Origin of the sequence: Saccharopolyspora sp. NPDC047091, assembly GCF_040643635.1 — a bacterium.
Classification (GTDB): domain Bacteria; phylum Actinomycetota; class Actinomycetes; order Mycobacteriales; family Pseudonocardiaceae; genus Saccharopolyspora_C.
Genome location: NZ_JBEYUS010000001.1, coordinates 269084 through 284960 on the forward strand (window position 1 = coordinate 269084; position 15877 = coordinate 284960).

11 protein-coding genes and 1 pseudogene are annotated in these 15877 nt (G+C 71.9%); 10 read left to right on the forward strand and 2 right to left on the reverse strand.

From position 1 onward, the window contains the following. Window positions 1-507 precede the first annotated feature (507 nt). Both ABZ805_RS01350 and ABZ805_RS01355 read right to left on the reverse strand, forming a co-directional pair. Window positions 508-2136 carry a cation acetate symporter gene (locus ABZ805_RS01350; protein ID WP_358432680.1) on the reverse strand — a complete coding sequence of 543 codons (1629 nt, stop codon included), beginning with the start codon at window positions 2134-2136 and terminating at the stop codon, window positions 508-510. Then, the gene (locus ABZ805_RS01355; RefSeq protein ID WP_358432682.1) at window positions 2133-2579 is read right to left on the reverse strand and encodes a DUF485 domain-containing protein; all 447 of its coding nucleotides are present in this window, start codon (window positions 2577-2579) and stop codon (window positions 2133-2135) included. The genes ABZ805_RS01350 and ABZ805_RS01355 overlap by 4 nt, the downstream gene beginning before the upstream one ends. 727 nt (window positions 2580-3306) lie before the next feature. Between ABZ805_RS01355 and ABZ805_RS01360 the strand changes: the two genes are divergently transcribed. The 10 genes and pseudogenes from ABZ805_RS01360 to ABZ805_RS01405 all read left to right on the forward strand — a co-directional run. After that, window positions 3307-6852, forward strand: coding sequence for a nitrate- and nitrite sensing domain-containing protein (locus tag ABZ805_RS01360; RefSeq protein WP_358432684.1), 3546 nt, complete (start codon window positions 3307-3309; stop codon window positions 6850-6852). 168 nt (window positions 6853-7020) lie between these two features. Next, window positions 7021-7467 (forward strand): roadblock/LC7 domain-containing protein, encoded by a 447-nt coding sequence (locus ABZ805_RS01365; RefSeq protein ID WP_358432686.1) that lies wholly within the window; start codon window positions 7021-7023, stop codon window positions 7465-7467. A 4-nt stretch (window positions 7468-7471) separates the two neighbouring features. After that, on the forward strand, window positions 7472-8287 hold the full coding sequence (locus tag ABZ805_RS01370; RefSeq protein ID WP_358432689.1) for a DUF742 domain-containing protein: 816 nt from the start codon (window positions 7472-7474) through the stop codon (window positions 8285-8287). Then, window positions 8268-8921: an ATP/GTP-binding protein gene (locus ABZ805_RS01375; protein WP_358432691.1), complete on the forward strand. Its 654-nt coding sequence runs from the start codon at window positions 8268-8270 to the stop codon at window positions 8919-8921. The genes ABZ805_RS01370 and ABZ805_RS01375 overlap by 20 nt, the downstream gene beginning before the upstream one ends. A 1395-nt stretch (window positions 8922-10316) precedes the next feature. After that, entirely contained in the window at window positions 10317-10784 is a 468-nt protein-coding gene (locus ABZ805_RS01380; RefSeq protein ID WP_358432693.1) for a hypothetical protein, read from the forward strand. Beyond that, window positions 10781-11029 carry a hypothetical protein gene (locus ABZ805_RS01385; protein WP_358432695.1) on the forward strand — a complete coding sequence of 83 codons (249 nt, stop codon included), beginning with the start codon at window positions 10781-10783 and terminating at the stop codon, window positions 11027-11029. The genes ABZ805_RS01380 and ABZ805_RS01385 overlap by 4 nt, the downstream gene beginning before the upstream one ends. A 404-nt stretch (window positions 11030-11433) precedes the next feature. Next, entirely contained in the window at window positions 11434-11607 is a 174-nt protein-coding gene (locus ABZ805_RS01390) for a hypothetical protein (RefSeq protein WP_358432697.1), read from the forward strand. 174 nt (window positions 11608-11781) lie between these two features. Beyond that, window positions 11782-13290 (forward strand): TIGR02677 family protein, encoded by a 1509-nt coding sequence (locus tag ABZ805_RS01395; protein WP_358432699.1) that lies wholly within the window; start codon window positions 11782-11784, stop codon window positions 13288-13290. Then, window positions 13287-14489, forward strand: coding sequence for a TIGR02678 family protein (locus ABZ805_RS01400; RefSeq protein WP_358432701.1), 1203 nt, complete (start codon window positions 13287-13289; stop codon window positions 14487-14489). Before ABZ805_RS01395 ends, ABZ805_RS01400 begins: the two co-directional genes overlap by 4 nt. After that, window positions 14486-15877 (forward strand): annotated as a pseudogene (locus tag ABZ805_RS01405) (TIGR02680 family protein); the annotation flags it as partial. The gene ABZ805_RS01400 and the pseudogene ABZ805_RS01405, both read left to right, overlap by 4 nt.

A 15877-nucleotide genomic window follows, 5' to 3' on the forward strand; every position in this document is an offset into this window, starting at 1 on the left:
ATGGTCCGGCCGTGCGCCGAATTCCGAAAAGAATTCGCGCCCGGACATCGGTGCGCGATCGCGATTGCTGCATCAGTGTCCACGATCCGGTGAAGTGAAGCGCGCGGTTCACCGCTGAGTCACCAACTCGGGCCGGCGGTTAAGCTGCCCGCGAAAGCGGCGGCATTCCGGCGGGCCAGCGCGGAACCGGTGCCGCCGGATCGGAGTGGACCGGAGGAATCGATGGCGGATGCGGATCCCTGGGACGGTTTGGCCGTTCCCGCGGGGTTGTGCCGGTACTGCGAGCACCCGTCGCTGAACCGGACGCGACGCGGTGTCACGTACATGCGGTGCACCCGCGCCGGATGGGATGAGCGGATTCCCCGCTATCCGGGGCTGCCGGTCGCGGAATGCGTCGGATTCGAACCCCGCGCGGGCGCCTGACGACCGCTCCGGGGGAAAACCCGGGGCTCCGAGCGGCGCGGACGCTCCCGGAGCCGCACCTCCGGACGCGTCCGCGCCAGCGCATCAGCCCTTGTCCGCGCCGATCCCGGTGAGCGCGCGGACCTCCATCTCGTCCTGCTTGTCCGCGTCCGGTTTCTCGGTGCTGAGCAGCGTGCCGATCGCGGCGAACAGGAACGAGATCGGGATGGACACGATGCCGGGGTTGCGCAGCGGGAACAGCGCGAAGTCCATCCCCGGGAAGATCGAGTCCGGGGCTCCCGAGACCACCGGGGACAGCACGACCAGCACCAGGCAGGACGCCAGTCCGCTGTAGATCCCCCACAGCGTTCCCGCGGTGTTGAACCGCCGCCAGAACAGCGAGTACAGCAGCGTGGACAGGTTCGCCGAGGCCGCGAACGCGAAGGCCAGCCCTACCAGGAACGCGATGTTCTGCCCGTTGACGGCGATGCCGCCCAGGATGGACACCCCGCCGATGCCCAGCGCCGTGTAGCGCGCGACCCGCACGACCCGGTCGGAGTCGGCGTTGCCGTCCTTGATCAGGTTCGCGTAGATGTCGTGCGCGAACGAGGCCGACGCGGTCAGGGTGAGCCCGGCGACCACGGCGAGGATGGTCGCGAACGCGACGGCGGCCACGATGCCGAGCAGGAAGGTGCCGCCCACCTCGTACGCCAGCAGCGGCGCCGCGGAGTTCTCGCCGCCGGGGGCGTCCAGGATGGTCGGGGTGCCGACCAGCGCGGCGGCGCCGAACCCGATGATCAGGGTGCACAGGTAGAACGCGGACATCGTCCACACCGCCCACACCACCGAGCGGCGGGCCTCCTTCGCGTTCGGGACCGTGTAGAAGCGCATCAGCACGTGCGGCAGCCCGCCCACGCCCAGCACCAGGGCCAGCGACAGCGAGACGAAGTCCAGCCTGGTCATGGCGGACAGCCCGTACTGCACGCCCGGGGCGAAGATGTCCCGCCCGTTCGGGTTGTTCTCGGCGGCGTAGACCAGCAGCTTCGACGGGTTGTAGCCGAACTTCCCGATCAGGAAGATCGTCATCATCCCGACGCAGAGGAACAGCAGCCCGGCCTTCACGATCTGCACCCAGGTGGTGCCCTTCATGCCGCCGACCAGCACGTACAGCACCATGATGACGCCGACGACGGCGATCACGATCGCCTGGCCGCCGGTGCTGTGCACGTCGAGCAACAGGGCGACGAGGCCGCCGGCCCCGGCCATCTGCGCGATCATGTAGACGAAGGTGATGGCCAGCGTGGAGACGGCGGCCGCGGCCCGCACCGGGCGCTTGCGCATCCGGAAGCTGAGCACGTCGCCCATGGTGAACCGGCCCGTGTTGCGCATCCGCTCGGCGATGAGCAGCAGGTTGATCAGCCAGGCGACCAGGAAGCCGATCGAGTACAGGAAGCCGTCGTAGCCGTGCACCGCGATGGCACCGGCGATGCCGAGGAACGAGGCGGCGGAGAGGAAGTCGCCGGACAGCGCCATGCCGTTCTGCGCGCCGGTGAACGAGCCACCTGCGGCGAAGTAGTCGGCGGTGGTGCTGCGCCTGCTGCTGACGCGGTAGACGAGGAACAGCGTGATCAGCACGAACCCGGCGAAGATCGCGGTGTTCACGGCGGGGCCGTCGGCGGGCAGCAGCGAGTCGTCGGAGGACTCGCGGGCGGCGAGGACGAAGGCGTGGTTCATCGCCGGTCACCGTCCGTTGCGGAGGCGGGGGAGGCGTCCACTTCGGCGCGGAGTTCCTCGACGAGGGGGTCGATGGACCGCTCGGCGAACCGGACGTAAGCGGTGGTGATGAGCACTGTGGACACGAATTGCCCGATTCCGAGCAGCAGTCCGATGTTGATCAAGCCGAGCACGGGGGTGGCCATCAGCTCGGTCTGGTAGGCCGCGAGCAGGACGTATCCGAGATACCAGAGTAGGAATAACGCGGTCATCGGAAATACGAACCGGACCACCCTGCGGCGCAGGGCGTGGAATTCGGCGCTCGCCGCGATAGCCCGATAATCGGGGCCGGTTCGCTGCGCGATGGTGGTGGTGCGCTCGATTCCGGCGAAGGGTTTCGGGGTTTGTCGCCGGACGCGGTGTTGGGGGTACACGCGGATTAGGGTTTGAGAGGCGTCGCTCATGCTTCCTTCCCGGAAGTTCTCTAGTTCGGGTCGGTCGGAACTCGGGGGACCCGGTGGATGCGATGTCGAAGCTCAGCGGCGGCGAAGTTAACCACCTCTCCGACGCAATTGGGAAGAGATGTCGCCACACAGGATGACGAGTCAATCACTTAGCGTGACGAACGGGGGTGTCTCAGTCGCCTCGTGACACGTCCGGTTGAACTTCGACCACGCGGCTGCACGCCGCGGCGAAGGTTTTCCAGGCGGCCCGGCAGCGATCGGACGCGCCCGATCGTGCTTCCGCGCAGTGAAAAATTCCTCGTTCCGGTACGTGCGGAGCTGCCGCGGGAACACGTGACGTGCGGTCTTCCGCGGAGTCGATTGAGTCGAAAACGCCCTCCGCTGTTTCCTGGGGGCAGGGTTTATAGTGCAGGCACCCGAAAGCAGACCGCCTCCTCTTCCTTCGCCCCGGTTAGGTGTCCGTGTCCGGAATGCCGTCAGTCCTGGCACAGCCCGTAGCGATCGGTTCGGTAACGCTCGGTCTCGCTGGCGCCGCCGCACCGATACGGTTCTGTGCTGGAAGTTCGCCCCGCCGACTGCGAGCCTGCCCGCCGCCGGACCGCTTTCCCCCCGACAACCCAGACGACGATTGCGGGATCACACGCATGCGCCGTTCCCCGACGCCAAGTTCACTCGAACGAGATCGCCTGCCGAGCCGGGCCGCCCGGCCGATGCCGGGGTGGTGCTCGTGACGGCGCCCACCCCGCGCAAGCGGGCCCTGTTAGGCCAGTGGCGCAACTGGAGCCTCCCGGTCAAGTTCGCCGCCGTCGTGCTGGTCCCGGTCGTCTTCGCCGTCGGTCTGGGCATCTCCCAGATCCGCTGGCAGGTCGCCCAGGCCACCGAGTACGAGCGCGTCGCGCACGTGCTGGACGGCGCGCAGAAGGTCGAGCCCCTCGTCGCCGCCCTGCAGGACGAGCGCAACGCCGCGGTCCTGTCCAACAACGCCGAAGAGCTCGACCTACGGATCGCCGAAGTGGACGCCGCGTTCGCCGCCGTCGACGAGGAGTTCGAGCAATCGGCCGGTCCCGGCGAGATCGACTACGGCCAGATCGTCGACGACCGCCACCACGAGGTGCACGCCGCGCTCGATCAGCTCCGGTCCGCGCGCGAAGCGGTCCGCCGCGAATCGCTGTCCACCCCCGACACCATCAACGCCTACAGCGCCGCCATCACCTCGGTGCTGTCGCTGGACCGCGCGCTCACCAGCACCGTGTCCGAGCCGTCGCTGGCCGCGACCGCCTCGGCGCTGCAGGACATGCTCGCCATGATGGAAGAGGTCCGGCTGCAGCAGGCCTGGGTGCTCAGCGGGCTGTCCCAGGGCCAGCTGGCCCCGCAGTCCGGTGACGCGCTGCAGGGCTCCCGCGCCCGCCTCGTCTCCAAGATCGCCGACGCGCGCGCCACCGTCGCCCGCCACTGGCAGGAGCGGCTGGACGCCACCACCCAGGGCCCGGAGATCATCCAGCGGAACGCGATGCTCACCCAGGTCCTGATGGCCGGGATGAGCGGCGGCGAGCTCCCGGTGAGCACCGAGCAGTGGAACGGCGTCTCCGACCAGGTGGTCGAACTCATCGACGACGGCCACAACGACCTCGCCGACGAGGTCCGGGCCGGGGCGAACACGCTCCGCGAGGACGCGGGCAACGCGGCCGGGTGGGACTCGGCGCTGCTGCTGGCGGCGCTCATCATCGCCGCCGCCGTCATCACGATGATCAGCCGCCAGCTGATCGGTTCGCTGCGCCTGCTCCGGCAGGGCGCGCTCGACGCCGCCCAGCACGGGCTCCCCGACGCGGTCGCCGGCATCCGGTCCGGTGAAGAGGCGCAAGAGCTGCGGCCGCTGCCGGTGCAGACCACCGAAGAGGTCGGCCAGGTGGCCCGCGCCTTCGACCAGGTGCAGGAGCAGGCGCTGCGGCTCGCCGCCGAACAGGCCTCGCTGCGGCACGGCTACAGCGAATCGTTCGTCGGCGTCTCCCGGCGGAGCCAGGGCCTGCTGGAACGCCAGCTGCGGCTGTTCGAGCAGCTCGAGCAGGACGAAGAGGACCCGGACCAGCTGTCCCGGTTGTTCCAGCTGGACCACCTCGCGACTCGGATGCGCCGCAACAACGAGAACCTGATGGTGCTCTCCGGCAGCGACCTGGCGCGGCGGTTCGTCCGGCCCACCGAACTCGGCGACATGCTGCGCGCCGCGGTCTCCGAGATCGAGCAGTACCCGCGCGTCGTCGTGCAGCCGCCGCCCCAGGTGCGGCTGCTGGGCCACGCGGCCAGCGACCTGGTGCGGCTGATGGCCGAGCTGATGGACAACGCGGCGAACTTCTCCGCGCCGGACACCTCGGTCACCGTCTCCAGCTACCAGGCGGGCGACGGGTCGATCACCGTGGACGTGCTCGACGAGGGCATCGGCATGGGCGACCAGGAACTGGCCGCCGCGAACGAGCGGATGTCCCGGGTCGACGAGAACGACCTGGCGACCTCGCGCCGGATGGGCCTGTTCGTGGTCTCCCGGCTCGCGCTGCGCCACGGCGTCACCGTGCGGCTGCACGGCGGCCCCGATGTGGACGGTGTGCGGGCCACAGTGAACATCCCCGCGGAGCACGTGGTCGCGGGTTCGGCCGTCCCGCAGCAGACCAGCCCCGCGACCGGCGGGCAGCGCAACGGCGTGGCGCACCACGACCTGCCGACCTCCGGCACCTTCGGGACCGGGCCGCAGCCGACCGCCTCCGGCACCGAATCCGGGTCGCAGCACGACGACACCGGGTTCGTGTGGAGCGCGGGCGGCGACACCGGGTTCAGCACCGCGGACGGCGGCTTCGGCACGGCGGAGAGCGAGACCGGGTTCAGCACCGGCACCGGCTTCGCCGCCGAAACCGGGTTCGGCACCGCATCCGAGCCCGCCGGGACGAGCTTCGGCTTCGGCGGCGCGGACCCGGCCGAGACCGGGTTCAGCACCGCGGAACCGGACGCCGATCGGAACACGTTCAACACCGGCTTCCTCACGCCCGCCGAGTCGAACTCCCCGCTGCCCAAGCGGGAGCCGGCGGCCGGTCTCGTCGGCCCCTCGCAGCAGGAACCGGCGGGCGACCTCGGCAGCCTGTTCACCCCGGTGGACATCCCGGAGCAGGCCGATTCCCACGACTTCTCCGCGGACTGGACGTCCTCGGACCTGGCGTGGCCGCCCGCACCCGAGGAGACCTCGGCCGCGTCCGACGCGCAGTCGCCGATCTTCGAAGAGGTCTCCACCCAGTGGTTCCAGCCCATCACGGACGAGGACCTCGACGAGTACGCCCGCGAGCAGGAGCAGGAACGCGCGCAGGAGCAGGGCCGGCAATGGCCCGGTGACGAGCAGGCGACGTCCATCATGGACACCGGTTCCTGGTCGTTCAGCGCGGATTCCGCGGCGGAGGCCGAAGCCGGCGCCGAAGCGGCGGACACCACCGGCGGGGGCACCGCCGCCGAGTCGGAGTTCGCCACGTCCGGATTCCCGGGCTCCGGTCCCGACGACTCGGGTTTCAGCCGGTCCGGTCCCGGCGACTCCGGGTTCGGCGACAACGGCCGCAGCGACTCCGGATACGGCGACGGCGGCGTCGGCGACTCCGGGTTCGGGGAGACCGGTTTCCGCGAGTCCGGTTCCGGCGAGTCCGGCTCGACCGGGTCCGGCCTGCCGCGGCGCAACGGCAGCGGTCCCGCCGGGGCATCGGCGGTGCACGTCGACGAGGACGACCCGCTCGGCATCGGCGAGCTCGAGCAGGACGGGGCCGGCGAGACCGCGGCCGCCGCTCCGAGCACCTCGGCGGAGCGCAGCCCGCAGGAGTTGAGCCGCAGACTGGCCGACCTGCAAGGCGGCCTGCGCTTCGGGAGGAACGGCGCCATGACCTCGTCGTCGCAGGACGGTCCCGCCGAGGAGCCCGCGCAGGACGCCGCGGGCGGGAACTCCGGCTGGGCCGGCGGCGAGGCCGCCCCGGCGTCGAACGGGAACGGCGACGGCGGCTGGAGCTTCGCGACCGACGAGTCGTGGCGCCAGGCCGAAGCCGTCACGAGCATGAACCCGACGTCCTTCACCGACTCCGGTCTGCCCCGGCGCACCCCGAAGGCGCAGCTGGCCCCGGGCAGCGCGCAGGTCACGTCGACTCGGCCGGAAGGCCAGCGGTTCGAACGCGACGCGAACGCGCTGCGCGGCAGGCTGTCCAGCTTCCAATCCGGTGTCGAGCGCGGCAGGCACCGGGCGCCGGACGAGTCGTAGGGAGGGCGCGTGCGGAACTCGAACGCTGTTCATGGCCCCCACCGGAAGAAGGAGCGCTAGCCAGGCCACTGAGGGCGCGGAACACCCGCGTCCGGTTCCACCGATTCGGCAACATGGAGTCGTTCGGACATCCCTCGGCGATTCCACGACCACAAGCCAGGAGGTTGCATGACTCCCCAGGAGACGATGTCCCGGCGGTTCGGGTGGCTGGTGACGGACTTCACCCAGCGCGTCGCCGGTGTGGCACACACGATCGTGGTGTCCGCGGACGGACTGCTGCTGACCAGTTCGGCGAACCTGCCGAGGGACCGCGCGGAACAGCTCGCCGCGGTCTCGTCCGGTCTGCTGAGCCTGACCAACGGCGCCGCGAAGTGCTTCGAGGCGGGCGAGGTCACCGAGACCATCGTGGAGATGCAGTACGGCACGCTGATCCAGATGGGCATCAGCGACGGATCCTGCCTGACCGCGCTGGCCGCACCGCAGTGCGACATGGGCCTGATCGCCTACGAGATGGCGATGCTGGTGGAGCGCGTCGGCCAGATGCTCACCCCGGAGCTGCGGCACCAGCTGCAGGGCGCGAGAAATCCGTTCTCCCGCCCGGCCGCGGTGAGGTGACGCGATGAGCGAGCCGGAGTTCGGCGAGCAGGACCGAAGACGGGACGAGCCGGACGAGAACACCTTCGCCGACGTGATGAACGGGTTCACCTTCGACAGCGGCCGCGGCAGGCGCGGCCGCCGGAAGAAGGCGGACCAGGCGGAGGGCTCGGCCGCCGATCAGGGCGCGGGAGACGCGGGTGCGCCGCAACCCCAGTCGGGGCAGCCGCACTCCCGGCGACCCACCGCTCGGCCTCCAGCGGATCCGTTCGACCGGCGCGATCCGTTCGAAACTCCGCTGGAGTGGGAAACGCAAGGCCCGACGTACCGCGAACCGGACGAGACCTGGGGAGGGACCTCGGAATCCGGTTCGGGGACGGCGGAATCGGCTCCGTGGACGGTCGGGAGACAGCCCGCGGGCCGACCGGGGGGTGGTGAACCGGTGCCCGAGCAGTCCAGGGGGGCGTTCGGCGCACCGGGGCGTGAACCGGAGCCGCAGGCCGAGGTTCCCGCCGCCATTCGCTCGTACACCTGGACCGGTGGCCGGACCAGGTCGAACTACGAGCTGCAACTGGAGACGCTCGTGTCCACGAGCGAGGCCTACCGGCCTGGCTCGGCGGGGCGGATGGAACACGAGTCGATCGCTGAAATGTGCCGGCATCCCAGGTCGGTGGCCGAAGTCGGAGCGCTGCTCTCCGTTCCGATCGGGGTGGCTAGGGTGTTGCTGGCCGACATGGCGGAACTGGGGATGGTCACCGTGCACCAGACGGTGACCGAAAGCGGTAGCGCACCACACCTGTTGTTGATGGAAAGGGTATTGAGTGGACTCCGTCGGCTATAGAGCTCCCCAAGGAGGCGCTCGGGGGCCGGTTGCTCCCCAGCGCGGTGCCACCACCTCGGCGAAGATCGTCGTCGCGGGCGGCTTCGGGGTCGGGAAGACGACGTTCGTCGGTTCCGTCTCCGAGATCGTCCCGCTGACCACCGAGGCGGTGATGACGGAGGCCAGCGCGGGCGTGGACGACCTCGCGGCCACACCGGACAAGAGAAGCACCACGGTCGCGATGGACTTCGGCCGCATCTCGCTGGATTCGGACCTGATCCTGTACCTGTTCGGCACGCCCGGGCAGCAGCGCTTCTGGTTCATGTGGGATGACCTGGTCAAGGGCGCGATCGGCGCGGTGGTGCTGGTCGACACCCGGAGGCTGGCGGATTCGTTCTCCGCAGTGGACTTCTTCGAGGACCGCGGGCTGCCCTACCTGATCGCGGTGAACTGCTTCAACGGCGAACTGCAGCACCGCATGGAGGAGATCCGGGAAGCGATGGCGATCGGACCGCACGTGCCGATCGGACCGTGCGACGCCCGGGACCAGCAGTCCACCAAGCAGGCGCTGATCGCCTTGGTGCAGCACGCGATGCGGCACTGGCAGCAGCAGGGCCAGCCGGGGCAGCAGGGCGGTCAGCAGATCGCGCGGTGAGCCCCGCGGCGGATCGGCCCGCAGGTCGAGGACCGGGTTGTCCTCGGCGATCGCGGGTGGTGGTCCGACAACTGGAGCAGTGCAGCCGAGCGCGCCGGCGGAACGGACGTCCGTTCCACGGCGCGCTCACTGCTGCGCGGGTGCGGTCGGCGGCGGTTTTCCGGGGAGCGGCCCGAGTTCCGCGGGGCTCGGGTTCCGCGGGAGAGGTCGAGTTCGGCGAGCTGCGGCCGAGTCCTGGGGGCGGAGGCCCGGTTCCGCGGGGCCTTGGTTCCGCGAGCTGAGACCGGGGTCTGGGGGTGTGGTCTGGTTCCGCGGGAGGTGCCTGAGTTCCGCGAGCTGGGGCCGAGTTGTGCGAGGAGGGGTCCAGTTCGCGGGAGGGGGCCGAGTTCCGGGAGCCGAGGCCAGGTCCTGCGAGCGGGGTCTGAGTTCCGCCGGAGGGGTCCGGACTCCGTCGGTGGGAGCCGAGTTCCGCCGGAGGGACCGGGTTCCGCGGGATGGCCCGAGTCCGCCGGAGGACCCGGGTTCCGTTCTCGGGCCCGAGTTCCGCGCAGCGGGGCCGAGTTCCGGCGCCGGGGGAAGTTGCGGCGGAAGCGGCGTGCTGAGGCGGCTGCGGGGATCTCAGCCGGTTTTCGGGGTGGCGGGGAACGTGGCGCGGAGCCCGGGGACCGGATCTGGGCGCGGTTCGGTCCGGCGGGGCGTCGGGCGGGAGTTCCGGACGGGGGCGACGGACGGCCCGCTCGGGGTTCGCCGGAACGCGGTGGGTCCAGGCCGCGCGGAGGTGCGGATCGGCACGCGGACCGCTGGGAGCTCATCCGGTGCGCACGAGCGGTGTCCGGGCCTGCGATCCGCTGTCGCGGCGCCGCGGGTTCGAGCGGATTCCCGCGCTGCGGCGGGGTTTTCCGGTGTCCGGTGCGCTGGTGCGGCAGGACTGTCCACCTTGACTAGTGGATCTTCGACGCGGTCCGGCCGGAGGTGGCGGCGCGCCACCGCCCTCGGCACGACCCGGCGGCGGGTGCCGCCGAACGGTGTGATCGCGTTTTCGCTGCCATAGCGCGACTTTTCAAGTGGTCCGACGCCGATTCGGGCTGGTTAGCGCACTTGTCGAATACCGTCCGCTGTGGACGAAAGAGCGGAAGTCGGTTCGGTTCGGGGCTTCGGATATTCACCCAATTGAAAGAGTGCGCGGATCGTTATCGTGCGGCTAGCATTCTTTTATAGCGGCCAGTGGTCGACTACTTCCACTTCTCAAGATCACCTGAAACGCACGGGCTCGGCTGTCCGACCAAGATCTTCTTGGTTGGCGGGATTCGTCGTGCCAGGTGGTTTTCCCAGTCATGCAAGGCGATCTGATGAAAGGTGGCCACTGTGGACTTCGACGCGCTCTTCCATTCGCACTTGGCGGCGATTCGAGCCAGCGTCCACGAGGGGTTCCGATTCCGGCACCTGCCGACCGGGCGCGAGGACGAGTTCGTGCTGCAGGGCTTCCGGGTGCAGAACGGCGTGATGGACACGTTCCTCGCCTATGCGGCCGACGACGCCGTCGCGGCCCGGTATCGAGTCTCCGACCTGGAACTTCCCGATCCTCCCGCGTTGTGGCGGCGGGACGGACCGGTGGACGAGGTGGTGCAGGCGTTGCTCGCGCTCCCCGCGCACGGGGCCCGCGGTTCCCCCATGTCCGGCGGATTCCCGGTGCACTTCGGCATTCCGCGCAGGCGGCGCCCGCGCGGCGGCCCGCCCGATCCGGGGATGCCGGGCGGTGCGCCGGTCGACGTGCTCTCCCGCATCCCGCAGCCCCGCTGCGGTGGCTGCGGGCCGCGACCGGGCGCCCCGCACGGATCCCGCCACCTCGGAGGTGGCCGATGAACGGGAAGAAGAGCCTGCCGATGACCTGGCACTTCGAACGAATATCCGCGCGCGAGTCCTACACGTTCCGCTGGGGCCGCGGCTCCGGGATGATCACCGTGCACCGGGGGGACGCGCGCGGTTCGCACAGCGACGACAACCTCGTCGATTGCGTGCAGGTCGGCATCGACTGGATAGACGACCAGGACGTGCGGGTGCAGGCCCGCAAATGGATCAGGGTCAACGCGGGACGTGGAGTGCGATGAATGCGCCGCTCGTCGCAATGCGCATTCCCGGCCGGGGTGCCATTCGATTAATTCCGAACCGCCGATTCCCGCCCGGAACGCGCGCCGCGCATTCGACCGGCCGGGAGCGGTGGAGTTCCCGCGGCGCACGATCCCGCCGCGACGTCCCGAGCGCGCGGACGCGCCGGACGCCCGCGCGAGCGCGATCCCCGCGCCGACGGCCCGGCCGTGGTTCCCGCGGGGCGCGCGAGCCACCAGGGACGCGGTCCGCGCGGTGCCGGCTCCCGAATTTCGCGAGCCGTTACCCGCGCGACCCCGCCGGTCGGAGCGCGCGGGGTAGACCTGTGGGCGGGGCCTCCGCACCCGGAGGCCCCGCCCACGGAGCCGGAAACCCCCGCGGAACCCGGCAGAACAGGAGGTGCGCGGTGAACGTCCTGCCGCCCGCGCCCGCCGCGGAACTGCCCGCCGAGTGGTCCTGGTGCCCGGACTGCTCGGGAACGGGCCTGCCCGAACCCGACCCGGCCGGCCCGGCGCTCGACTCCGCGGAGGAGTGCTGGTCCTGCCGCGGTCTCGGCGCCGGGGCGCGGCACGTCCTGTGATGGAACCGACCCGGCCGGTGCCCGCGCGGCACCGGCCGGATTTTCCGTGCTCGGACGGGAATTCCCGGCCGCAGCCGGGAGACCGGGGCGAATCCGCCCCCGGCTACCCGTTCGCCCGGAGGCCGCGGTCCACTACCGTGGAGTGGTTGGTTCCCCGCCGGGAGGAGGCCGCGAGTGGCGACGCAGCGGGTCCCGTCGGACGTGTTCCGCTTCGCGGTCGGCGCTCAGGCCGAGTCGTACTCGGCGATCTTGCGCGCGTTCGCCGACGCGGCGGAGCGGTGGGAGGGCTCGCTCGGCATCGACGACGTGCAGGAACGGGTGCGCGCGAGCGGCGGGCTCGACGCCCTCGGTGACGGAGACCTGGCGGAACGGCTCAAGAAACTCGCCGAGTGGGGGCTGCTCGAAGCCGTCCAGCAGCACGCGGAGGACTACCGCACCGCCGCCGAGTACGAGCGGCGGAACCTGCACTACGCGTTGACCACGGCGGGTGCGGCAGCCTGGGCGGGGCTGCGGCACGCGCAGGCCGCCTTCGACGAGACCGGCGCGCTGCAGACCGCGGTGCTCGACGGGATCGCCGACCGGCTGGCCGAGATCGCCGCGCTGCTCGCCGATCCGGGCTCGGCGGACCGGCGGCTGTTCGCCGCGGTCCGCGAACTGGAAGGGCACCTGGAATCGTTGCGCACCGGCACCGCGCGCTTCCACGCCGAACTCCGGAAGACGGTGTGCGCCGACGGCACCGGCGGTTTCGACGAGGTGCGGGCCGCGACCGTCGCGCACCTGCAGGAGTTCAGCACCGACCTCGACCGGTGCGCGCCCGCGATCTCCGCCGCGCTCGCCGAGGTCGACGCGCACGGCACCGCCGACCTGCACCGGCGTGCGCTGCGCGGCGCCGACCTGCCGCCCACCGCGGACGATCGGCACTGGCTGGAGCAGCGGGCGGCGCACTGGCGGACGCTGCACGAGTGGTTCCGGCCGCCGGAACCGCGCATCGAACTCCTCCGCGCCACCACCCGCGAATCCGTCGTCGCGCTGCTGCGCGACCTGGAGCGGATCACCGAGCACCGCAGCGGATCGTCCAGCGCCGCAGCCGACTTCCGCGAACTGGCCCGCTGGTTCACCACCGCCGACCGGGACGAGGACCTGCACCGCCTCTGGTCCGCCGCGTTCGGTCTCGGCCCCGCGCGGCACGCGCACCTCGCGCACGAGGACCCCGAACTGGTGGCGCCCGCGACGCCGTGGGCGCAGGCCCCGCGGGTGCGGGTCTCGGCGCTGCTGCGCAGCGGCGGACGCGTCGAGAAGTTCGGCAGCACCGGGAAGGTGCGGGACGTCGCGCAGCTCGCCGCGCTGCGCGCCGCTCGGGCCAGGCAGGAGCGCACCGAGCTGGACGCCGCCTGGCAGCGCGTCGCCACCGGCGGTGCGGTCCGGCTCTCCTCGTTCGCCGAGCTCGAACCCGGCGTGTTCGACCGGCTGCTGGACCTGCTGGGACGTGCGCTGGCGAGCCGCGCCGACGACGCGGGCGTGCGCCGCGCCTGCACCGGCGACGGACGGGTGGAGATCGAGCTGTCCGACCCGGCCGACGGGCGCACCGCAGAACTGCGCACCTCGCGCGGAGCGCTGCGCGGCCCCGACTTCGCGGTGCACGTGCGGCTCGTCGCCGACCGCGCGGTGGAGGCGGGCGGATGAGCAACCTGGCCAACCAGCTGGTCATCGCGGAACGCGCCGACCTCGCCCGCGGCATCAGGCTGCTGCTGGGCAGCCCGCTGATCCGCGCTGCCACCGACCCGGACGCGTTCGACCTGGTGCGGCGGCGCGCCGACACCCTCGCCGGCTGGTTCGACTACCACTGCGGCTGGTCGCTGGTGGTGGAGCCGCGGCGCGGCTACGCGCGGCTCGCGAAGGTGCGCTCCGACCCGGACTCCTCCCGCCCGGCGCGGCGGGACCGCGGCAGCAGGGCACCGTTCGACCGGCGGCGCTACGCGCTGTTCTGCGTGGCCGCGGCGGAACTGCTCGCCGGTCCCGCCACCACCGTCGGGCTGCTCGCGGACCGGGTCGCGCAGGCCACCGCGGCCGATCCGGTGCTGCCCGGGTTCGATCCGGCGCTGCGCGCCGAGCGGATGGCGTTCGTGGACGTGCTGCGCGCGCTGGAGGGCTTCGGTGCGCTGGAACCGGTCGACGGCAGCACCGAGGACTTCGCGGACTCCGCCGGGGCGAAGGTGCTGTACCGGGTGGACGCGGCGCTGCTGATGCGGCTGCTGGCCGCGCCGAACGGGCCCTCGCGGTCGCCGGACGGGGACCGGCTCGCCGGGTTGCTCGCCGAACCGCGCTACGGCGGTGCGGGCGGGACCGACGTGCAGCGCGCGCTGTGGCTGCGGCATTCGGTGCTGCGCAAGCTGTTCGACGACCCGGTCGTGTACTGGGCGGACCTGACCGCGGAGCAGCGCGGGTACGCGACCTCCCGCACCGGCCGCGGAATCATCCGGAAAGCCGCCGAACAGGGCGGATTCGCGCTGGAGGAGCGCGCCGAGGGAATGCTGCTGGTCGACCCGGAATCCCTCGCCACCGACGGCAGGTTCCCCGACGACGGGGACAACGCGAAGGTCGCCGCGCTGCACCTGCTGGACTCGCTGGGCGCCTCCCGCGCGGGGCTCACCGCCGAACAGCTGCGGGAGGACGCGGAATCGGTGCTGGACCGCTCGCCCGGATCGGCCCGCACCTACCGGTATTCCGACGGCCCGGCGCGGCTGGTCGCGGATGCGGTGTCGGTGCTCGTGGACTTCGGCCTGGCCCGCCGCAGCGGGGAGCGGATCGTCGCGCTGCCCGCCGCCGCCCGCTACACCATCGTGTCCGGTTCCCCCGACTCCGCTGGAGGAAACCCGTCGTGACGGCCCTCGAACCCGCCGCGGCCCGCTGGCGCCCGTCGCGCGCCGGAATCCTCAACGTGTGGCGCTACTACGACGAGGTCTTCGAATTCCACAACGGACGGTTGCTGCTCCGCGGCCCGAACGGAACCGGGAAGTCGAAGGCGCTGGAGCTGCTGCTGCCGTTCCTGTTCGACGCCGACCTGCGGGCGAACCGGCTGTCCACGTTCGGCAGCGCGGAACGCACCATGCACTGGAACCTGATGGGAGCGGGCGCGTCCGGGGTCACCCGCGTCGGCTACGCGTGGCTGGAATTCCGCTGCGGCGACGGGTGGTTCACCTGCGGCGCCCGGTTGCAGGCCAGCAGGCACACCGCCGAGGTGCGCGCGGACTTCTTCACCACCTCCCGGCGCGTCGGCGCGGACCTGCGGCTGGTCAACGGCAACGGGCAGCCGCTGACGAGGACCGCGCTGGAGGAGGCGCTCGGCGAGCGCGGCACCGTGCACGACACCCCCGCCGCGCACCGGGACGCGGTGCGCGCGGCGCTGTTCCCGGAGTTCAGCGAACCGCGCTACGAAGCCCTCATCACAGCGCTGCTGCAGCTGCGCACGCCGAAGCTGTCCGAACGGCTGGACCCGAACCTGCTGTCCACCCTGCTGTCCCGGGCGCTGCCGCCGCTGGGTGCCGCCGAGATCTCCGAGCTGGCCGAGGGTTTCGAACGCCTCGACCGGCGCCGCGAACAGCTGGCGCGGCTCGACGAGCAGGTGCGGGCCGCGGAGACCGTCGCCGACCGGCAGCGCGGCTACGCGCAGCGGGTGCTGCGGGCCGCCGCCACCGACCTGCTCGCGGCGAACGCCGAACTGGACCGGGCCGCCGACACCGCGGCCGACGGCGCGCGCCGCCACGAGCAGGCCGCCGCCGAACGGGACGAGATCCTGGCGCAGCGCGGTGAACTGGACCGGGAGGCCGCCCGCGCCCGGGCCCGCATCGCCGGGCTCGCCGAAGGCCACCACGAAGCCGCCGAGCTCGACCGGCTGCGCGCCGAGACCGCCGCCGCCGAGCGCACCGCCGCCGCGGTGCGCGACCGGGCCGACCGGCGCACCGCCGAAGCCGACGCGGACGAGGAACGCGGCGCCGCCGCCGAATCCCGTGCCGCCGCGGCCGCCGAACGGGCCGTGCGCGCCGAGCGGGACGCGCGCAGGCACGCCGAACCCGTCGGCCTCGCCGGGGCGTTCCACGAGGCCGCGGGCACCGCGGACCGGCGGCGCGCCCGGCTCCTGCTGCGCGCCGCCGCGCGCAGCGAGCACGACCGCATCGACGCCGACGGAGGCGGCGAGCACCTCGCGCGGCAGCGAGCCGAGGGCACCGACCACGCCGATGTCGTCATCGGGTTCCGCACTGCCGGTGTCGAA